This is a genomic window from Yoonia sp. GPGPB17, assembly GCF_037892195.1.
GTDB lineage: Bacteria > Pseudomonadota > Alphaproteobacteria > Rhodobacterales > Rhodobacteraceae > Yoonia.
In genome coordinates, this window is sequence record NZ_JATACI010000002.1 from 2,432,159 (window position 1) to 2,452,860 (window position 20,702).

At 58.8% G+C, this 20,702-nt stretch carries 14 protein-coding genes and 1 pseudogene; 9 read left to right on the forward strand and 6 right to left on the reverse strand.

Features of this window, described 5'->3' with window-relative positions; genetic code table 11:
• Window positions 1-3: 3 nt before the first annotated feature.
• Entirely contained in the window at window positions 4-930 is a 927-nt protein-coding gene (locus QTO30_RS13080) for an ABC transporter permease subunit (protein ID WP_340424534.1), read from the forward strand.
• 2 nt (window positions 931-932) lie between these two features.
• Window positions 933-2,756, forward strand: a complete 1,824-nt coding sequence (locus tag QTO30_RS13085) for an ABC transporter ATP-binding protein (protein WP_340424535.1) — start codon at window positions 933-935, stop codon at window positions 2,754-2,756.
• A gap of 46 nt (window positions 2,757-2,802) precedes the next feature.
• On the opposite strand, the pseudogene QTO30_RS13095 reads toward QTO30_RS13085, so the two are convergent.
• From QTO30_RS13095 to QTO30_RS13105, 3 genes and pseudogenes are all read right to left on the reverse strand, one after another.
• Window positions 2,803-7,025, reverse strand: a pseudogene (locus QTO30_RS13095) (translocation/assembly module TamB domain-containing protein).
• A gap of 29 nt (window positions 7,026-7,054) precedes the next feature.
• A complete protein-coding gene (locus QTO30_RS13100) occupies window positions 7,055-7,633 on the reverse strand; it encodes an autotransporter assembly complex protein TamA (RefSeq protein WP_340424538.1) in 579 nt (192 codons plus the stop codon).
• The gene (locus tag QTO30_RS13105) at window positions 7,554-8,825 is read right to left on the reverse strand and encodes an autotransporter assembly complex protein TamA (protein WP_340424539.1); all 1,272 of its coding nucleotides are present in this window, start codon (window positions 8,823-8,825) and stop codon (window positions 7,554-7,556) included. Before QTO30_RS13105 ends, QTO30_RS13100 begins: the two co-directional genes overlap by 80 nt.
• Before the next feature lie 152 nt (window positions 8,826-8,977).
• On the opposite strand from QTO30_RS13105, the gene QTO30_RS13110 reads away from it, so the two are divergent.
• Window positions 8,978-10,627, forward strand: coding sequence for a hypothetical protein (locus tag QTO30_RS13110; protein WP_340424540.1), 1,650 nt, complete (start codon window positions 8,978-8,980; stop codon window positions 10,625-10,627).
• Window positions 10,627-11,145 carry a DUF3726 domain-containing protein gene (locus QTO30_RS13115; protein ID WP_340424541.1) on the forward strand — a complete coding sequence of 173 codons (519 nt, stop codon included), beginning with the start codon at window positions 10,627-10,629 and terminating at the stop codon, window positions 11,143-11,145. Before QTO30_RS13110 ends, QTO30_RS13115 begins: the two co-directional genes overlap by 1 nt.
• Here QTO30_RS13115 and truA read toward each other — a convergent pair.
• The gene (truA, locus tag QTO30_RS13120) at window positions 11,142-11,909 is read right to left on the reverse strand and encodes a tRNA pseudouridine(38-40) synthase TruA (RefSeq protein ID WP_340424542.1); all 768 of its coding nucleotides are present in this window, start codon (window positions 11,907-11,909) and stop codon (window positions 11,142-11,144) included. The genes QTO30_RS13115 and truA overlap by 4 nt on opposite strands.
• A 95-nt stretch (window positions 11,910-12,004) precedes the next feature.
• On the opposite strand from truA, the gene QTO30_RS13125 reads away from it, so the two are divergent.
• On the forward strand, window positions 12,005-13,417 hold the full coding sequence (locus QTO30_RS13125) for a YcjX family GTP-binding protein (protein WP_340424543.1): 1,413 nt from the start codon (window positions 12,005-12,007) through the stop codon (window positions 13,415-13,417).
• On the forward strand, window positions 13,414-14,403 hold the full coding sequence (locus tag QTO30_RS13130) for a YcjF family protein (protein ID WP_340424544.1): 990 nt from the start codon (window positions 13,414-13,416) through the stop codon (window positions 14,401-14,403). The genes QTO30_RS13125 and QTO30_RS13130 overlap by 4 nt, the downstream gene beginning before the upstream one ends.
• On the opposite strand, the gene QTO30_RS13135 is transcribed toward QTO30_RS13130, so the two are convergent.
• Both QTO30_RS13135 and QTO30_RS13140 read right to left on the reverse strand, forming a co-directional pair.
• Window positions 14,400-15,752, reverse strand: coding sequence for a sensor histidine kinase (locus QTO30_RS13135; RefSeq protein WP_340424546.1), 1,353 nt, complete (start codon window positions 15,750-15,752; stop codon window positions 14,400-14,402). The genes QTO30_RS13130 and QTO30_RS13135 overlap by 4 nt on opposite strands.
• On the reverse strand, window positions 15,749-16,411 hold the full coding sequence (locus QTO30_RS13140) for a response regulator transcription factor (RefSeq protein WP_340424547.1): 663 nt from the start codon (window positions 16,409-16,411) through the stop codon (window positions 15,749-15,751). Before QTO30_RS13140 ends, QTO30_RS13135 begins: the two co-directional genes overlap by 4 nt.
• A 143-nt stretch (window positions 16,412-16,554) precedes the next feature.
• On the opposite strand from QTO30_RS13140, the gene QTO30_RS13145 reads away from it, so the two are divergent.
• The 3 genes from QTO30_RS13145 (at window position 16,555) to QTO30_RS13155 (ending at window position 20,664) form a co-directional block, all read left to right on the forward strand.
• On the forward strand, window positions 16,555-18,198 hold the full coding sequence (locus tag QTO30_RS13145) for an AMP-binding protein (protein WP_445327193.1): 1,644 nt from the start codon (window positions 16,555-16,557) through the stop codon (window positions 18,196-18,198).
• A complete protein-coding gene (locus QTO30_RS13150; RefSeq protein ID WP_340424549.1) occupies window positions 18,188-18,961 on the forward strand; it encodes a crotonase/enoyl-CoA hydratase family protein in 774 nt (257 codons plus the stop codon). Before QTO30_RS13145 ends, QTO30_RS13150 begins: the two co-directional genes overlap by 11 nt.
• A 62-nt stretch (window positions 18,962-19,023) precedes the next feature.
• Window positions 19,024-20,664, forward strand: a complete 1,641-nt coding sequence (locus QTO30_RS13155; protein ID WP_340424550.1) for an FAD-binding dehydrogenase — start codon at window positions 19,024-19,026, stop codon at window positions 20,662-20,664.
• The last annotated feature ends 38 nt before the right edge of the window (window positions 20,665-20,702 follow it).

Genomic DNA, 20,702 nt, shown 5'->3' on the forward strand with positions numbered 1-20,702 from the left:
CAGATGTTTCCTAACAGAGCAGCCATCGAGGGTGTCGGCGACGCCGCGCAACTGGCCGAGGTCAAAGGCCGGTCCCTCTGGGCCGATGCACGCATGCGTTTCTTCCGCAATCGGGCGGCAGTCATCTCACTTGTTATGCTGGGGTTGGTTGCTGCATTTGCCCTCTTTGGGGGCATGTTCGCGCAATACGAGCCGGATTTCGTGAACTTCAGCCTGATCGGCAGCAACGCCTATCTTGGCGTGCCGTCTATCGAGAGCGGCCACTACTTCGGCACGGACAGCAACGGACGCGACTTGTTTGCCCGCACAGCGATGGGGACCGGTATCTCACTTATGGTCGGCATTGTCGGGGCCTTGGTCGCGGTGATCGTCGGCACGCTTTACGGTGCGACGGCAGGCTACTACGGCGGTCGTGTTGATGGGATCATGATGCGGATTGTCGATGTACTGATGTCCATTCCGTTCATGTTCGTGTTGATCCTGATGCTTGTGATCTTCGGGCGCTCGATCTTTATGCTGTTTCTTGGCATCGGTCTGATTTCATGGCTCGACATGGCGCGGATCGCGCGGGGGCAGACGCTGACCATCAAGAACAAGGAATTCGTTGAGGTCGCCGTCGCAATCGGTGTGCATCCTCTCAAGATCATTCTGCGTCACATCGTACCAAATCTGCTTGGTATTGTGATCGTCTACGCCACGCTGCTGGTTCCCAATATGATCATCTTTGAAAGCTTTATCAGCTTCCTGGGCCTTGGCGTTCAAGAACCGGCCACATCACTTGGGGCATTGATCAACGAAGGATCACGCACGATGCAATTCGGCTACTACTGGCAGATCGCCTTTCCTTTGTTCTTTTTCGTCGTAACCATCTTCGCGTTTTTCTTCGTCGGTGACGGTCTGCGCGACGCACTTGATCCAAAGGACCGTTAAACATGTCACTTCTTTCGGTCAAAGATCTGAGCGTCACATTTGAGACAGCTGATGGGCAAGTGAATGCGGTCAAAGACATCAATCTGTCCATTGCGGCTGGCGAATGCCTTGGCATTGTCGGCGAAAGCGGGTCCGGCAAGAGCCAGACTTTCATGGCATTGATGGGTCTGCTTGCCCGGAATGGCGGCGCAACCGGGTCGGCAGTTTTTGGCGGTCGAGAGATGTTGAACATCCCGCAAGCCGAAGCAAACCGCGTGCGGGGCAAAGACATCTCGATGATCTTTCAAGACCCGCTGACGGCCTTGACCCCGCATCTGACGGTCGGCCAGCAAATGGCGGAAGTGTTGGAGATACACAACGGCATCGGTGGCAGAGAGGCCCATCGAATTTGCCTGGATTGGCTGGACAGGGTCCGCATCCCCGAGGCACGCCATCGCATCAACCAATACCCACATCAGTTATCTGGAGGGATGCGCCAGCGGGTTATGATCGCCATGGCCATGGTCTGCAAACCCAAGCTGTTGATCGCTGATGAACCGACGACCGCGCTGGATGTGACAGTGCAAGCCGAAATTCTCGATCTGATGGCCACGCTACAACGTGAAGAGAATACCGCCATTGCGCTGATCACCCATGATATGGGGGTCGTCGCCCGACTGTGCGACCGCGTTGCAGTGATGCGGCACGGCATCTATGTCGAAGAGGGTGACGTGGACGCAATCTTTCACAATCCGCAGCATGACTATACACGCATGCTGCTGGATGCCATGCCACGCATTGATCAGCCCACCGAAGAACTGCACATCGAGGCAACGCCCGAAAAGACAGTGCTGGAGGTCAATGATGTAGAAGTTGACTTTGATATTCGCGTCAATCGCGGCTTGTTTGGCAAAACCATTCCATTGCGTGCCGTCGATGGTGTCAGCTTTGATCTGGCCCGGCGTGAAACGCTGGGGATTGTGGGGGAATCCGGTTGCGGCAAATCCACTCTGGCACGCGCCGTTTTGCAGCTTATCCCACCGACTGCGGGATCTGTTGCCTGGTTGGGCAAGAACTTATGCGGGCTAAGCCGACAAGAGATGATGCCCCACCGCAAGAACCTTCAGATCGTGTTTCAGGATCCGCTGGCAAGCCTCGACCCGCGTATGACCATCGGCGCATCGATTGCCGAACCACTGCAGAGCTTTCGCCGAGAACTGTCCTATCAGGACAGACAAAAACACGTGGCCGAAATGATGGAGCGCGTCGGGCTGGACCGTCGGATGCTGAACCGGTATCCGCATGAATTGTCCGGCGGTCAGAACCAGCGGGTAGGTATTGCCCGTGCCGTCATTAACCAGCCTGAACTGGTGATCTGCGATGAGGCCGTCAGCGCGCTTGATGTCTCTATTCAAGCGCAGATCATTGATCTGCTGAAAGAGCTGCAAGCCGACATGGGTCTATCGATGATGTTTATCTCGCATGATCTGTCGGTGGTGCGCGATATCTCGCACCGTATTATGGTTTTGTATCTTGGTCGCGTGATCGAACTGACGGACCGTGACACGATTTATGAAAACCCCATCCACCCCTATACGCGCTCTCTGATTTCGGCAGTGCCCATTCCAGATCCTCGGATTGAACGGACACGCCAACGCCTGCGTTTGCCCGGTGAACTACCATCGCCGCTTGATCCGGGCGCCGGTCTACGGTTCCTTCCATCACGACGGCATAAGGACCCAAATTATCGACCTGCCCTGCAGCAGGTTACGCCGGGCCATTGGGTGGCTGAACACGACACGGTTGAAGATATTGTCGAGGCGGAAAAGCTACGTATCGCGATCTAGTGGCTGACACCTTCGCCGAGCCATCATGGCGTTACACTACAGTGCACTAGTAGTCCCGTTCAAAGAACAGACCGATCCCTGTCTCACCATCCTGATCCACGCTCCCCTTGGCCGTGATCTCATTCGTGATATCAAGGTTGAGGTTAATCTCGGTGTCGCCTTCGCTGGTGACGGTGACATCGGTATAGACATTTTCTGACAGATAAGCCCCTGCGCGCACCGCCGCGTTACCTTCATCATCCGTCGTGACATCAAAATCATCCAGGCCAATGCTTTCGCGGAAGTTGTTCAGCGTGCCACCACCCCGCCCAGCCAACGTGCTGATTGCCGACGCGAGCTGGACCGCCTGCAAAGGACTGATGCTTTGCAGATCGCGTCCAAAGATCAGTTGCGACAATACCTCGTCCTGCGGCAGTTCCGGGATCGAGGTGAAGGTCACCTCTGGTTCGCCCGCCGGTCCTTCCACGATGATACTGATCACGGTGCCAGTATCCGTCTCGGTTGTGGCAACCAGGCGGATGAACGGATCAAAATCGCCTTGAAGCGTCGCTGTACCTTCGTCCAGTGCGAAGCGTTGTTGCAAGATATCAATACGGCCCCGGATCAGTTCGAAACGCCCGACCGGGATGACGTTGCTGGTTGTCCCGCCAATGGTCAATCGCCCCCCAGTTCTGCGTCCAGGCCGCGCCCCCGAATGAAAATCCGCGAAGGGGCGTTGATGACAATATCCAGTGGAAAGGCGCGCCCATTGCCGCTACCTCCACTTTCGCCGCCATTCCCACCCAGCAGCCCAGCCCGCGCGAGGGTTCGCCGTACCGCCGCTGTTTCGCCCACATGGGTGACATCTGGCAGATCACCCAAAGCGCTGATCGATGAGGATGGTACCTGCACATCGGTCTGTCCCAGTTCCAACCGCCCCGAGATACCCGCACCACCTTGCAGCGGGCCGTTCAGGTTAATTGAGCCCGCTATGCGGGAAGAATAAAGGTCAGGGTCCTGCAAGACCACATCATCCAGGGTAACCGTGATGTCAGCCTGGTTCGCACCAGTCAGCGCCACCGGCCCCGTCACACTGATGCTGCCGCCGCTTTCGACGCGCGTATTCAAACCGATCTGGGCATTGCCGTTGGTCAGGCGGACCTGACCGCCGATGTCGGTCAGGGCTTCGCCGAGATTGGGCGCGGCCAACCGCCCGTTGCTAAACGTAACCTCGCCGCTCAGCGACGAGATCGCAGGGGGGCCATTCACGTTCAGATCAAAATTTGCCAACCCGCTCAGCCGTCGTGGATCAAGTGCAGCATTAGCCAGTGCCAAAGGCGCGCTGCCGTCGACATCAATCGCCAAGTTGCCATCCTGGTTTACCTCACCCACGACCTGTGCGGCCAAACCGCCAGGACCGGTACCCGTGGCATCAATCCCCCAGTTGCCCTCCTCATCCAAAGACGCAGCGCCCCGCGCCCGGACCGGCCCGCTGATCTGGTCGGTCAATACGCCAACATCACGCAAACTTGCGTTGAAACGACCCTGACCAAAGCCTGACGCCCCGTTGAGCGCGCCTACGATGGACACCTCGCGCGTTGATATCTCCAACGTACGCACAGCAAGTACATCATCTGCAAAACCGATTGTGGCGTTGATCCGGCCTGTGCTTACCAAAAGTGGATCAAGCGAAGGGTTCCCGATAGCCAAACCCTCACTGCGCAGATTAACCTGCGTGTCAAAGCGGGTCAGGTCAGGAAGAACGCTGCCTGACGCGGCTACATCAATACTGCCCGCTACCGGCTCCCCGATCTGCGTGGCAAATGTCGCAAGACTTGCGATCTGCGCGGTCAAGTCACCAGTGACTTCGCGGTCATTGGCGGGTGAGGCCACTCGCGCATCAAGCACAACATTGGTGCCCGGGCCGGAAACCCGTAAATTAACGTCCGTGGCATCAAGCTCTGCTGGTGTGGCATCAAGATCGACTGTTATTGGGCCGTTCAGACTGCCATCAAGAACAGCAGCATCATTGATGCGGAACAGAAGATCGGCGGTATTGGACCCATCCAAAGAAATATCCGCATCGCCGCGCAGCGACATCGCGGGTGTCTGCATCAGCATATCTGCAAAACGAAACCGCGCCTCGCCAGTGTGCGCAACAGCCGTTGTAAAACTCCCATCACCGGCCAACAGCGGATCAATACGCGCCTCGCCCGTAACCACATCCAGCGTCGCGCCGCTGATGTTCAGATCAAAGCGCTGCCCATCACCCAAAAGCACGCCATTGGCCTCTAGGTTGACAGCACCCGCGAGGGGGCGGCCCGCCAAAACGGCATAACGGCTAAGGTCGCGCAGATCGGCAGACAACGCCGCATTTACGGTCTGACCGGTCTCGGCGGGATTGACTGTACCGTTGGTCTCGAAGGCGGCGGCTGGGCCCGTTCCGTTCAGCAAGAATCCAACGACACCATCAGCACCTTGGGTCACCTCACCCGCAACAGCGGCGGGACCAGACACACCAGGCAATACCAAAGCGACATCCCGCAAACTGGCATTCACACGCGCTGCGGCACCCTCACTGGTCAGGTCTACGGCAGCGCGCAGGTTGGCCGCATCCGTCTGCACCCTTAGGTTTTCCAACCGGGTACCATCGGTATCACGCATCGCCGTTGCAGCAATCGTGCCACGCCCGGCAAGCACGTGGTCTGCCTCGGGGATACCCACTGACAGATCATTGGTTTGCCCCGACAGCACGATATCGAACAGGCCATCAAGCGGCGTGATATCTGCCTGCACGGCCACTTCTGCACCACCGCCGATATCCTGACCAATCAAGGTGGCAAACCGGGCGAGCCCTGCAATCTCGGCGTTCAGGTTTGCGTTGGTACGAAAACCTGCATCCGGGCCAGCGATTGTCGCCTGCGCCTCGGCATCAAGCCCGGCACCGCGCAAGGTAAAGCGTGAAATCTCGGTCGGCTCGCCTTCGGCACGCGTGGCAATGAATGTACCCCCAATCTCGTTGCCGAACGCTTCAGAGACACCAGCCCCTGCCAATTGCAGGCCAGATGCTCCATATTCCAGTTCCGCCGTCACCAGACCGTCCTGCGCACCTGCACCGGACCGCAAAGTGCCTCCACCGGCAAGTTGCAATACGTCGATCCCAAGTCCGGGGCGGTCAAAACCCTTTATGATGATATCGGCACGCCAGTCCTCGGACAGGTTCGCATCATAGGTGATCGCCAGATCCATGCCATCGACAAATGTTCTGGGTCCAGTCAGTGGCAACAGCACAGGCTCATTTCCCAGCGGTGTGATCCCACCCGACAGATCAATCAAACGAGGCCATCCTTGCGCGCCAATCTTAACCACACCGTTTAGCGAAAGGCGGCCTGCATCCAACGCGATCTGCGGGATATCGATCCGCCCATCTGTGGTTTGTACCACTTGCGCCCGCAGGCTGGCGTCACTGCCGAAGAACCCTTGATATTCGGGGGCAAACAGAGGCGAGATATCACCGCCCAGGTCAAGCGCGATCTGCTGTTCGCCTTCGGCGTTGCTCAGGCCGAACGTCCCTGACAGCCTATCTTCGCCATCTGTCGCTATGGCCAATGTCGCCTCATAGTCATCCAGCGGCGCGTTCCCTGCCACCGCTAGCCTGATCGCTGGACGCCCCGGCAGATCAAGTATGCGGGCAGCAATGCCATCGGGCCCCTCTTCAAGGTTCAGCAACAGATCAAGCACGTGGGTGGCGTTGACGAAACTACCGTTGATCTCGAACACCCCGGCCTTGTCACCCATGCGTTCGGCGATCACATTCGCCGTCCCCTCACCCTCGCCCAGTTGCGCCGACCCGCTCAGAGATACGGTAATCGGCTCCCCCAAAAAGACCTCGCCCAATTCCACCTGATCTATCCTCAGCGCATCCAGCGATACGCTGACAGGCAGTTCAGGCAGGGAAAACGGCTGCGCCTCAGGCGATGGTCCGGTGTTCTCCGCCACGGGTGGGCGCGAAACAACAATGCGCGCGGCACTCAACTCTTGCACATCGATGGCGCCGCGCAGCAAAGCGCCCCGGTTCCAACTCAGCACAATATCTTCAAGCGTCAACCAGACACCATCAGAATCTGCGATGTTCAGCACGTCAATTGTGGCCTCAGAGCTAAGCGCGCCTTGAAATCCCTGGATCGTAACCTCGCGACTGACGCCAGAGAGATTCTCTTCAATCAGTTCGGTCAGATAACCTTTGTCTTCGTCCTCTTGCGTCTGGGCTATCCCTGCAAACGGGGCCATGCACAGCGCACCTATGATTAGAAGCCGCTTCAAAACGCTTGCCCGATCCCGATGTAGACTTGCAAGTCGCGACCCGCATCATCACCATTGGCCTGTGTACCCAGGTCAAGACGAATAGGCCCGATCCCGGTGTTGTAACGCAGGCCAATGCCGGCACCGGCATGCCATTCGGCATCCTCACCCGGGGTTGCGGTCGCGCCCACTTGGCCAAAGTCGTAAAAACCGACCAGCGCGATGTTATCGCGCACCATATAGCGGGCCTCTAGCTGCGCACCGACGAAAGACGTACCACCCGTGGTCACGGTCTCGGCCCCATCCACCGTATCAATACCCAACGACTGGTAAGGCTGACCCCGCACAGTCCCGCCGCCGCCCGAATAAAACAAAAAGTCAGCGGGTGCTTCGGACAAACCGGCCCCCAGCACGCTGCCCACCTGCACCCGGGCAGCGAGGGTTAACGCCTCCTGTTCGCCTGTGGTCAGATATCCCCGCGCATCACCAAACAGGCGCGACCCGCTGATATCGCCATCAATACTGACAAAGGGCGTCGCGCTGAGGTCGATGTAATAGCCACTGCTGGCATTTGTCGGCACATCGCGCCGGTCCAATGTGGCGTCCAACGGCAGCGTCAGCAGCGTGTATTGGCGTGTTTCCAATGCCGTTTCTTCCCGCGCGCGCAGAATACCAACAGCCGGCACGCACGGTCACATCATCGCTCAAGATACGTGAAAAGCCGGTTTCAAGGGCGACCGTATCCAGCAGGAACTCAGGCTCATCTTCGCGCGAAATCTCACCGCTGAGGAAGTATTCGGTATCGGGGCCAAATGTGGCAGGCCGGGTGAATGTGCCACCCAACGAGTAATCAACTCCCCCGGTCTCGCCCGTGATGCCTGATATTTCGCCGCCGACGCGAAATCGTTCTGCCCCTCCCAGAAAGTTCCGGTGCAGCCAGAAAGTCGAGACGGTCAGACCCTCGACCGAGGACAGCTCTAACCCAAAGCCGAAGCGGCGTGGTTTCGCCTCCGACAGTTGGGCGTTGATGGGCAGGGTATCGCCAGGGCCTATCTGGTCGCTTTCGCTCAAAGCGACGCTTGCAAATGTACCGGTGCGACGCAAGCGGCGTGCGGCGGCTGCAATCTCGGATGGGGCATAGACCTGACCTGTTGGTAATCCGGCAATTTGCCTGACACGGTCATCGCTGACAGTTTCATTGCCCGATACGTTCAGCGGGCCAAACCGCAGACTTGGGCCAGTATCAAGGACGACATCCACATCAAGTTTGGCTTGTTCATGTCGTGCGACAACAGACTGACCAACCACCCGGGCCTTGGCATAGCCCAGATCACGCCAACTGTTGATGCTGCCCGCCACCGCCGCCTGGATGCGTGCAGAACGTGCGGTACGACGCGGCCCAAGGTCCTCTGACACGGTCGTTCGGGGCGGCAGAGGGGCGATCTGGACGTTGCCAAAAGTAAACCGCCGTCCAGGATCAACGGAAATGACGACCTCTTCGATCGCATCTGGGGCAGCCAGCGGCGCAATATTCGCCGCCTCAACACCGTCAACCGTGATCGAGATCTGACCCCCGTAATAGCCTTGCGCATAAAGTGCCGTCAGCAGGCGGCGATAGTCTGCGCGGGCAGCGGCGATATAGTCTTGTGGCACGGCTGTATCATCCAATGCACGCAGCAACGACGCATCATTCAAAGCGCCACGCGCCGCTTCAGAGTTCAGGCGCACATCTTGTGCCACAGCAGGCATGGCGCAAAGAAGCCAAGCAGCGCAAACGTGTCTAAGCATCTTAAAACATCGCCTCCCTCGCCCGACGCGCGGCCAAACATCTTTGGTTCCAACCGGGTTTATCCAAGCCGGTCGGTATTTACCAATCACTTCGCAAACATGCGTCGTTTTTGTACTAGGTCTGATGCCTGCAAGCGGCTAGATTGCCACTTATGAAAGATCTTGCAACACCGCAACAGATGCCTCTGCGCCCGCCGTCAACCGTCATGCGGCTACGCCGGATGGGTGCTGCGTTTCCCACGCGCCTGTCTTTCCTGCGCACGTTAATGCGCTCGCTGGCTGCCGATAAAGTCCAGGTCACACGCCCTGTCTGGAACATGGACGCCGCTGGTTTTGGCCACGCCGTCTATACCCTGCGCTTTGGCGGTTATGACTATGCGCTGGTCGCCGTATCCACCGATCTGCCGCCTGAAATGCGCACCGACCGGGTGATCGCGACGGCGTGGGACACCACTTATGTCCTTTATGACGGCATTCCTGACCAAGCTGAGATCGACCGCATCGTCGCCAGCGCCCCCAAACAAGAGGCCGCCCGCTTTACCGCCCGTGATCTGGTCCTGAGCCGTGCGAACAAATCCGTCCGGCTTTTCGATCATGTGACCGACGCACTGAAAGCAGGCAAACAACCTGACCCACAAAAAATCCGCGACACCGGCTATCTGATGCGCACCACCGCCGTTTATGGCAACGGCAAATTCGGCATCGCCGATCGCGGCCATATCGCCGATCATCCCGGCATGGGCGGCCCCTTTATGGCCGAGATGCTGACCGTTTGGTTGATCCGCGGGTTCACACACGATCTGGCCGAACATGTGGGTGGCGGCACGCTGTCGCGCGAGGCCAAGCGGCATCTTGGGGTGGGCAACTCCACCGGGCTCGGCATGGCGCCCTTCGTTGTGAACCACCCGCTATTGCTGGATGCATGGATGGCGGTGCGCGAAACTGCCATCGCGCGGGTGCGGGCGATCCCCCGCCTTGATGAGGACCAGATAGGCCGCATCTATGATCTTGTGATCCGGGTCGCGCAGTATCTTGCGGAATGGAATGTACCCGATGATATCGCCTCAGAACGCATCGCAACAATGCGCGACGAATGGCCCAAGTTTGCCGCGACACTAACGCCCGAGGCGCTGTCAGCCGAACAGCCCATTCACCGCATCATCACACAAAGCGCGCAGTGGTCCGTTGATACCCAAGAGCTAATCGCAGCCCTGATGTTAGAGCCCTTTGGCGATCTGATTGACGGGCTGACCGACTGCATGGCGACACCTTTTGTGCCCGAGTTGGACCCGACCATGTCCTGCGCTGACCTTAAGGCGCTAATCGCGGCTGATTGGGATTGGGCTTGCGACGTCGATTATGACGCCCCTGCGGAATGCGCCCAGTTCTGGTACGTCTCGGAGGAAAAACTCGAACCCCGTCTGGGCAACCGCCATGAAGAACCCGGCGCGGAATTGGAAACGCCGCTTGATATCGGGCGGCAGGTCAAAGCATTGACCGCCGATCTGACGGGTGGCGACACGCCGGTCGGTCGGTTTCTGGCCATGTATCCTGAACACCGCGCCGCAACGCGTCGTGTGCAATCACTGGCGCGCCACCCCTACGGCGAAATCCGCGACAACCTGATTGGCGACGCCTGCCTGCCCATCGACATTCTGCGCTGCAAACTAGCGTTTTTTGGTGCGGGCAAGTTTGACCCGAAATCTGACCGCTGGACGCGGATCACCCTCGCGCAGGGTGCGCCACTCTTTGACGAGTTGGACAATGCCGACGACTGGTGGCTGCCGGTGGCGAATATCTGATGAAATCCCTGAATGAGGTCGCAGGTATGGTGCAAAAGGCCGCACGCGGTGCGGGCTTTCCGGTTGGACAGGCCGAAGACCTGGGGCGTATCGCTGCCTTTCTCGCAGGAACAGGGGGCAGCATTGCACCAGTGACCGCAGCGTTGCAGGAACCGGTAAGCGCGGTTGACGTCCGCTGGCAAGACGACAGGATCGAGGTCGCTCAAGGCCCCGCAATCCTGATCGGCCCCATTGTTCGGGATGCCTTTGCGATGGGATGCACGACGGCTGTACTGGCGGATACGGCCCACGCCCCGCTGGTTAGCGCATGTCTTGCGCAATCAGGGATCGCGCAGAAATGGGATGGTTGCACCGTAACGCCCAGCGACACGACCGTCCTGAAACCCGCTTGCAAAGCGGTCACGATCCCGACAGATGACTGGCAAATATGGCAGGGCCTTGCGGCAAAGACCTATGTGCCAGAGACCGCGTCCTCGCGGTTGGCGGGGGCTGGCGCAGGGCTGACGGACAACGATTAGGCGAACGGGTTCTGGGGGTATTTGACGCCCGCGAGATACAAGCCGTGCGGCGGTGATACCGGACCGCACGCGCTACGATCCTTAGCGGCCAAAGCTTTCCCGACATCATCCGGCGTCCAGGCTCCGGCACCAACACGTTCCAATGTGCCGACAAAACTGCGCACCTGATTATGCAGAAAAGACCGGGCGCGGACATGGAAGCGATATTCGGTGCCATTCGCGCGCGGCACGACCTCAACCCGCAATTCATCCAATGTCTTGACCGGGCTTTTCGCCTGACAAATTGACGACCGGAACGTCATGAAATCATGGTTTCCAACCAAATGGTCCGCCCCCGCCTGCATGGCGGCGGCATCCAGAGGATGGTTCACCCGCCACATCTGCCCCGCCTCTGACGTTAGCGGCGCACGGCGCGACATCAGGCGAAAGAGGTACTGGCGCTCGGCCGCATCGAAACGGGCGTGCCAGTCGTCTGCGACCATCGCGCAATCCAGGATCGCGACTGGCGCAGGTTTCAAATGAAAATTCAGCGCCTCGGACAGCCGAAAAGGATCCCACTCCCGCGCCAAATCACAATGGGCGACTTGGCCCTTTGCGTGCACCCCCGCATCAGTGCGTCCTGCCGCCGCAATCGTGTGTTCGCGCGGTTCCAGCTTGGCCAAGGCGGCCTCAATCGCGCCTTGTACCGAGGGCTGATCGTTCTGTCGCTGCCACCCGGCAAAGGGGGCGCCATGGTATTCAACAAGAAGGGCATAACGAGGCATCTGATCCGATTAGGGGGAGCATCGGATAAAATCAATCCCTACACATCGCATGCCACCGTCCCTATCTTGCCCCTAAAGCATTGAAAGGGCCTGTTTTGGTCATCTCTACCATAGCCGACCAGATTACCCGCATGGTTGAGGGGGTCAGCGACACACTCTCAGCGCCCTTTAGCGATCCGGTGATCAGGCTGGGCGTGACCGGGCTGTCGCGCGCGGGCAAGACGGTGTTTATCACCTCACTTGTCGCCAATCTGATGGATCGGGGTCGGATGCCGCAACTGGAGGCGGCGGCGACCGGGGCCATCCGCACGGCATATTTGCAGCCACAGCCCGACGACACGGTGCCGCGGTTTCATTACGAGGCTTATCTTTCCCAACTGACGGCACCTGAGCCAAGCTGGCCTGATGGCACACGTCAGATCAGCGAATTGCGTCTGTCTTTACGTGTCCAGCCCAGCGGGTTGTTATCCGGTATCTCCGGCCCGCGCACGGTGCATATCGACATTGTCGATTATCCGGGTGAGTGGTTGCTGGATTTAGGGCTGTTGGATCAGACCTATGCAGAATGGTCAGATGCGGCCTTGAGCCGTGCACGCGGACGACCCGGCGGCGAAGACTATGTGGCGCTGGTCGCTGGCGTTGATCCGACGGTCCGGCTGGACGAACCCGAAGCGCAAGTGCTGGCCGAACGCTTTACTGCGCATCTGCGCGAAGCGCGTGAGGCAGGGTTTTCTGACTGTTCGCCCGGTCGGTTCCTGCTGCCCGGCGATCTTGCCGGTTCGCCTGTGCTCACCTTCGCACCGCTCCCCACCACCCGCTATCCACGCGGATCATTGGGGCGTGAGTTTGAGCGGCGCTTTGAAAGCTATAAACGCAATATTGTGCGGCCTTTCTTCCGCGATCACTTTGCCAAGATCGACCGCCAGATTGTTCTGGTCGACGTGTTGGGCGCGATCCACGCTGGCCCTGCCGCGCTGGACGATCTGCGCAGTGCCATGGCCCGCATTCTTGGGGCCTTCCGCCCCGGGCGCAACGCATTCCTCACCCGTATCTTCCAAGGGCGCAGGGTCGAGAAAATCCTTTTTGCCGCCACCAAGGCCGACCACCTACACCACAGCCAGCACCCGCAACTGACCGCGATCACCGAAGCGCTGCTGCGCGAAGCCAAGGACCGCGCTGACTTTGCCGGGGCACAAACTGCTGCGATGTCGATTGCGGCATTGCGCACAACGGTCGAGGAAACGGTCGATCACAAAGACGGCCCGCTCGATGTGGTCCGCGGTCGGTTGCTTGACACCAATAAACAGGCCGCCTTCTACCCCGGCAAACTGCCGTCCGATCCGGCCCATCTACTCGCACCCGCACGCGAAGGCTCGGACACATGGCTGGATGCCGACTACAGCATCATGAACTTCGCCCCCGCCCCGCTGACCCGACGGCCGGGCGACGGGCCGCCGCATATCCGGTTGGACAAAGCGGCACAGTTCCTGTTTGGAGATCGACTATGAACCGCGGCCCCGTATTGATCGACCTTGAAGGCACCGAGGCGGCAAAACCTGACGCAGCCCCTGCTGTTCAGGATGACATCGACGCGCCGCAAGGGGTGGCGATGCAACAGGTTGCCGCCATCGCAGCGCGCCGTCCGTCGCGATTGGCCCGGTGGTTCTGGTTGATCGCCATCACGCTCGTTGGTTTTATCGTCTCGCTGGCGGCATGGGACTATATCACCGGCTTGCTGACACGCTCACCCGTCTTGGGTGGCATTGCGACGGCCCTGATCGGGCTTTTGCTACTAATTCTCTGCATCATCGGCCTGCGGGAACTGGCGACCTTTGGGCGGTTGCGCAAGCTCGATAGCATTCAACACGAAGCCGCCAGTGCACTGGCCTCACTTGACCTCAGGGATGCCCGTACTGTCGTGGCCGATCTTGAAGGTCTTTACAGTAACCGTGAGGATACGGCCTGGGGGCGCGCTGAACTGAAAGCGCGGCAAGGCGATGTTCTTGATGCCGATGGACTGCTGGGATTGGCTGAAACCGCGCTATTGGCTCCGCTTGATGCCCGCGCGCAACGCGAGGTTGAAGCAGCAACAAGACAGGTGGCAACAGTTACCGCTATTGTGCCGCTGGCCTTGGCTGATCTTTTCACCGCCCTTACGGCAAACCTGCGCATGATCCGACGAATTGCGGAAATCTATGGTGGACGTTCGGGGACCTTGGGCAGCTGGCGATTGACACGCACGGTGTTGACACATCTTGTGGCCACCGGTGCAGTCGCCGTCGGGGATGACCTGATCGGGTCAGTGGCGGGTGGTGGTGTCCTGTCAAAAGTGTCGCGTCGCTTTGGTGAAGGGGTGATCAACGGTGCGCTAACCGCACGCGTCGGGGTCGCCGCAATTGAAGTTTGTCGCCCACTTCCATTTCACGCCGCTAAGAAGCCGTCGGTCAGCGGTCTTGTCGGCCGCGCGATGAGCGGGCTTTTCGGTCGCGACTAGTCCGCGCGCTTGGCAGAAGCGAACGGCAAGCGCATCAGCACTGCAAGACCGCCCAGCGCATCGTCTTTGGATAGCAAAATCTTTCCGCCGTAGGCATGGATCAGGTCATGTGCAATCGCTAGTCCGAGGCCAGTGCCTGGCTTTGACGTATCAAGGCGCTGACCACTTTGTGTCGCCTTTGCCACTTCATCTTTCGGAATACCCGGCCCGTCATCCGCAATTGAAATCATGATCTGACCGTCGGTCGCCACTCTGGCCTCCAGCTTCACCTCGGACTTGGCCCATTTCAGCGCATTGTCCAAGAGGTTGCCCATCACTTCCTCAAAATCATTCTGATCCATACGCACGCGCAGGTTTTCATCATAGGAGGCGGTGAAGGTCTTGCCCTCATTGCGGGCAAGTGCCGTAAAGGCGCGCTGCATCCTGCCAAGGGCGGTATCCAGCTCGGTTGCCACCCCAACGGTCGCATCTGTCCCATCGGCGCGCATCCGGGCAAAAGACCGTTTGAGTTGGGCATCCAGCCGGTCAAGCGCATCAACGGCCTCTTGCACATCGGTGCCTTCCATCATCAGGTTGTCCAACTCGTTGCGCATAATCGCTGAGGGGGTCTTAATCGCATGGGCAAGGTCAGCGGCCTGACGGCGCGAACGGCGCATGATATCGCGGTTTCGCTCCATCAGCGTATTGATGTCGTTGACCAGCGGAGCGACCTCAATCGGGTAGCTTTGCACCTCAAGTCCGTCATCCTGCTCCCAGCGCCCCGACACATCCTGACGCAGCTTGTTGAGCGGTTGTAGGACGACCGCCACTTGTGTCAGCGCACCCAGAACACCCACAAAGGACACGAATGCAAAGGCGGTTAACAGGGTGTTACGCAAAACAACCTGATCTTCCTCAAAGCTACGCAGCGATGACGCTACCTGAACATGCCACATCGTCCCGTCATTGATGGATACCCACTGGCCAATTGCGAATACGGATTCACCGGCAGGCCCGATCACTTCGCGCATCTGGCGCTCGCCCGAGAGGCCAGTCGGACCGGGCAGTCGTTCTTGCTCCAGGGACGGAGAAGCGTAAATCGCGCCACTGTCCGTCTGAACCTGCCAATACTGCCCTGAAAACGGGACTTGATAGGCCAGATCGCCAATCGCACGAGCAAGATCATCGGCAGAGTTGCTATTGTTGGACACAGCCACGATGGCCTGTGCATGGCGTGTTTCCAACACTTCGATAAAACGTGCCTGCGTTTGGGACGTCAAATAAGAGGATACACCGGCCAATCCCAGCACGATAATCGCCACGGCCCATAGGATACCACCCGTGACAGCACGGGCGCGCAGCGATGTCATGCGCTTGCTTTGATCACGTAGCCTCTGCCGCGTACCGTTTCGATCAGGTCACTGCCAAGCTTCTTGCGCAGCCGGTTCACGAAGACCGCAATCGTATTGGAGTCGCGATCCCCATCGTGCTGATAGATGTGATCGGACAGCTCAGTCCGCGACACAAGGCGACCAGAGTTATGGAACAGATACGACAGCACGGCAATTTCCTGCGAGGTCAGGTTCATGGGAACGCCATCCACCATAACCTGATTGGTGCGTGTATCAAATGTCACGTCGTCTTTGGAAAAGACTGGGGTTGCCTTGCCAGCCTTGCGGCGGATCAGGGCGCGTACTCGCGCCGAAAGCTCGGCCATATGGAACGGTTTGGTCAGATAATCATCGGCACCCGCATCCAGCCCATCGACACGATCGGTCCAGTCATTGCGGGCGGTCAGGATCAGGATTGAGGTTTCATTGCCTCCGCTGCGCAGGTTTTTCAATACCGTCAAGCCATCCCGAATAGGCAGGCCCAGATCGAGAATTATGACGTCATAGGGCTCAGTTTCACCAAGATACTGTGCCTCAGCCCCATCAACCGCCACGTCAACGGTCAGGCCTTCGGACGTCAATGTTTTCTTCAGTTGGCTCGCGAGCACGGGCTCGTCTTCAGCAATCAGTATACGCATGGGGGTTGGCTATCGGTGTGAGGTGGCAAAAGTTTGACGAATATACGACAGTACACAGTTTGATTTTGTTCGTTGCAAGGCCCCAAACGCCCAAATTTATGAAGCAATTGACAAGAATTGAACAAACGTTCATTTTTTACGCGATGCTGGAACACTATCCAACCCTTTCACAAACGCGCGACGGTTTTCGCTGGGATATTCCCGTGCGGTATAACATCGGCGTCGATATCTGCGACAAGCATGCCCGCATGACGCCCGAAAAATGCGCTATCGTTGATGTCGATGCGGACGGGCAGGCAACGACATACAGCTTTGGACAACTCCAAGACCGCTCTAACCAGCTGGCACATGCGCTGTCGCAGACATGCGCGCCAAGGGACCGTATTGCCGTCCTGCTGCCGCAATGTTTTGAAACGGCCGTTGCCCATGTGGCTATTGCCAAGATGGGCTGTATTGCACTGCCGTTGTTCACACTTTTTGGGCCAGAGGCACTTTTGCACAGGCTCAGGGACTCCGGGGCAAATACGATCATCACCAATGCCGCAAGTGTGGACCTGCTAGGCCCACTCAGGTCGCAACTTCCCGATCTCAAACGCATCATTTGTATTGAGGGCATCGTTGCCGGGGCCGAAGAATTTCACGCGCTTTGTGCCAGTCAGCCAACGGCGTTTGACCCATACCCCACCAAAGCAGACGACCCCGCAATCCTGATCTACACCTCTGGTACGACAGGCGCGCCAAAAGGCGCCCTGCATGCTCATCGCGTGCTGCTGGGCCATCTGCCGGGGGTGGAGATGAGCCATGATTTCTTTCCGCAACCGGGTGACAAAATCTGGACACCAGCTGACTGGGCATGGATCGGCGGATTGCTGGACGTGCTGATGCCTGCCTTGCATCACGGTGTTCCGGTTGTTGCTTGCCGGTTCCGCAAGTTTACCGCAGAAGCCGCGTTCAATCTGATCCGCGACCACGGCGTCCGAAATGCATTTCTGCCACCGACGGCACTGAAACTCATGCGCCTTGATACGCCCGAGCACCCTGTGCCCATGCGTTCAGTCGCCAGCGGCGGCGAGACCTTGGGCAAAGAGCTGATCGCCTGGGGTCAGCAGGTCTTTGGCACCACCATCAACGAATTCTACGGGCAAACCGAATGCAACATGATCGTGTCGTCCTGCGCGGCATTGGAGCCCGCCGAACCGGGTGTCATGGGCTGGGCCGTACCCGGTCACACCGTTGATATCATTGACGAAGATACCGGCACGCTATGCGGCATTGGGCAGGAAGGCAGCATTGCAGTCCGTGCCCCGGATCCTGTGATGTTTCTCACCTATTGGAACAAACCAGAGGCCACCGCCGATAAATTCATCGAGGCTGTGGGTGCGCAATGGCTTTTGACCGGTGACAAGGGCTGCAAAACGCCCACAGGCCGCATCCGGTTTATCGGACGTGATGACGATGTCATCAGTTCGGGTGGTTACCGCATCGGTCCGGCAGAGATCGAGGATTGTTTGCTGACCCATCCCGCGGTGCAATTGGCGGGTGTTGTCGGCAAGCCAGACCCGATCCGAGGATCCATCGTTGCCGCCTATATTCAGCTCGCTGACGGCCATTCCGGGTCTGACGCACTCGCAACCGACATTGCCGCGCACGTCAAATCCAGACTTGCCGCCTATGAATTCCCGCGCGCTGTCCGGTTCATCGATGACATGCCTATGACGACCACGGGAAAGATCATCCGCGCCGATCTGCGCGCACGTGCCGAAAAGGAAGCAGAAAATGAACAATGACGTCGTCCTTTATCATGCTGAAAACGGGGTTGCGACGGTGACCCTGAACCGTCCCACGCAACGAAACGCGATCAATCCAGAGGTCTGTGACGCGATCCGCACCGCTTTTGATCAGGTCGAATCGGATCCGGACGTGCAGGTCGCCATACTCACCGGCGCGGGCACGCTGTTTTGCGCGGGCATGGACCTCAAAGCCTTTGCCGGTGGGGCTGGCGACACGATCCTTTTCGGCGAGTACGGCTTTGGCGGCTTCGTCAGGCGCCCGCGTACAAAGCCCGTAATCGCCGCGGTCGAGGGTGCGGCCCTCGCCGGTGGGTTCGAGATGATGCTGGCTTGCGACATGGTGGTCGCTGGCACCTCCGCCCAATTCGCCTTGCCCGAAGTCCGCATCGGCCTGATCCCCGGTGCAGGAGGGGCTGTGCGTTTGCCCATATCTATCCCCCGCGTCCGCGCCAATGAAATTTTGCTGACAGGCAAGCCATTCAATGCGCAAGAGGCGGCACAGTGGGGTGTTATCAACCGTGCGACTGCTGATGGTGAAGCTTTGCAAACCGCACAGATCATCGCCGCGGATATCGCCACAAACGCGCCACTCGCCGTGGGGCATACGCTGGCCATCGCCAATCGCGCGCATGCGGAAAATGACGCAGCACATTGGCCCCAAAACGACAGGATCATCGCAGAAATTGGTCAAACCGCAGACGCTGCCGAAGGCGCGCGCGCCTTTATTGAGAAACGCAAGCCCATCTGGCAAGGCAAGTAACGCTACGCAGAGTTTGACAACGCCGTCCAAGCCGCAAAGATGCGTTATGGGAGGATGATCAAATGCAAAGTGATGTCATCATCATCGGCGCAGGTCTGGCAGGGCTCGTTGCGGCAAACGAATTGGTCGCGCGCGGTAAGACCGTGACAATCCTTGATCAGGAAGGGCGCCAGAACCTGGGTGGTCAGGCGTTCTGGTCGCTGGGTGGGCTCTGCATGATTGACACCCCGGAACAGCGGCGGATGCGGGTAAAAGACAGCATTGCACTGGCCACGAATGACTGGATGGGATCGGCGCAGTTTGACCGCCCGGAAGATCATTGGCCGCGCCAATGGGCCCAAGCTTATCTGGAATTTGCCGCAGGCGAGATGCGCCCATGGCTTTATGATCTGGGCATGCGCTGGTTTCCTGTCGTCGGCTGGGCCGAGCGCGGTGGCAGCTTTGCCAACGGGCATGGCAATTCGGTGCCCCGCTTTCATATCACTTGGGGCACTGGCCCCGGTGTGCTGCGCCCTTTTGAGAGCCGTGTGCTGGAGGCCGAAAAGCAAGACAAGGTGACCTTTGGTTTCCGCCACCGCGTCACCGGTTTTGATATCACGAATGGCAAGGTCGCAGGCATCACCGGCGACATCCTCGCGCCCGATGACGCGATCCGGGGTGCCGCCACCAACCGCGATGTGATTGACAGCTTCGATATTCGCGCCGATCAGGTGATTGTCACCTCTGGCGGCATTGGCGGGAACTTCGATTTAGTGCGGCGCAACTGGGATGCCTCCAAATCCGGGCCATTGCCTGACAAGATGGTTTCTGGTGTGCCTGAACATGTAGACGGCCTGTTGCTGGACATCCTCAAGGACGCAGGCGGCGAGCTGATCAACACCGACAGGATGTGGCACTACACCGAAGGTGTACAAAACTGGGATCCGATCTGGCCACATCACGGGATCCGCATCCTGCCGGGACCGTCCTCGATGTGGTTCGATGCGACGGGCGACAGGCTGCCCGCCCCTTGCATGCCCGGCTTTGACACGATGTCGACGCTGCATGAGATCTGTCGTCGCGGTTATAACCACACATGGTTCGTCCTGACCCAGAAGATCATCGAGAAAGAGTTCGCCCTTTCAGGGTCCGAACAGAACTTCGACCTGACCGAGGGTGGCTGGAAAGACGTACTGCAAGCACGGCTGGGAAAAGGGGCGACGCCGGCGGTTGAGGCCTTCAAGGAAAAGGGTGAGGATTTCGTCGTCGCGAACGACTTTGACACGCTGGTTGCGGGCATGAACCAGTTGGGTGGCAACCTCATTGACCCGGCCAAACTGCGCGCCCAGATCGAAGCCCGGGATGCGCAGATGGACAATCCTTTCACCAAGGACGTCCAGGTCAGTGCCATTCACACCGCGCGCAACTATTTGGGCGACAAATTGATCCGCACGGCCAAACCACACAAAATCCTCGATCCCGATAAGGGACCCCTGATCGCTGTGAAGCTGCATGTGGTGACGCGCAAGACCTTGGGCGGTATCCACACCGATCTGGATGCAAAGGTCTTTGCGCCGGGTAGGCAAACCATCGACGGGCTATATGCGGCAGGCGAAGCTGCAGGTTTTGGCGGTGGCGGCTATCATGGCAATAACGCGCTGGAGGGGACATTTTTGGGGGGCTGCATCCATTCTGGCAGGCGGGCCGGGCGCGCGGTTGGCTGATCTGGCGCGACCCATCCGAGTTGCCGAAACCTGACACT

Coding starts and splice junctions, on each gene's coding strand:
- QTO30_RS13150 (WP_340424549.1), top strand. CDS start 18,188: ATGAACAATGACGTCGTCCTTTATCATGCTGAAAACGGGGTTGCGACG.
- QTO30_RS13145 (WP_445327193.1), top strand. CDS start 16,555: ATGCTGGAACACTATCCAACCCTTTCACAAACGCGCGACGGTTTTCGC.
- QTO30_RS13155 (WP_340424550.1), top strand. CDS start 19,024: ATGCAAAGTGATGTCATCATCATCGGCGCAGGTCTGGCAGGGCTCGTT.
- QTO30_RS13135 (WP_340424546.1), bottom strand. CDS start 15,752: ATGACATCGCTGCGCGCCCGTGCTGTCACGGGTGGTATCCTATGGGCC.
- QTO30_RS13130 (WP_340424544.1), top strand. CDS start 13,414: ATGAACCGCGGCCCCGTATTGATCGACCTTGAAGGCACCGAGGCGGCA.
- QTO30_RS13105 (WP_340424539.1), bottom strand. CDS start 8,825: ATGCTTAGACACGTTTGCGCTGCTTGGCTTCTTTGCGCCATGCCTGCT.
- QTO30_RS13085 (WP_340424535.1), top strand. CDS start 933: ATGTCACTTCTTTCGGTCAAAGATCTGAGCGTCACATTTGAGACAGCT.
- QTO30_RS13140 (WP_340424547.1), bottom strand. CDS start 16,411: ATGCGTATACTGATTGCTGAAGACGAGCCCGTGCTCGCGAGCCAACTG.
- QTO30_RS13110 (WP_340424540.1), top strand. CDS start 8,978: ATGAAAGATCTTGCAACACCGCAACAGATGCCTCTGCGCCCGCCGTCA.
- truA (WP_340424542.1), bottom strand. CDS start 11,909: ATGCCTCGTTATGCCCTTCTTGTTGAATACCATGGCGCCCCCTTTGCC.
- QTO30_RS13080 (WP_340424534.1), top strand. CDS start 4: ATGTTTCCTAACAGAGCAGCCATCGAGGGTGTCGGCGACGCCGCGCAA.
- QTO30_RS13115 (WP_340424541.1), top strand. CDS start 10,627: ATGAAATCCCTGAATGAGGTCGCAGGTATGGTGCAAAAGGCCGCACGC.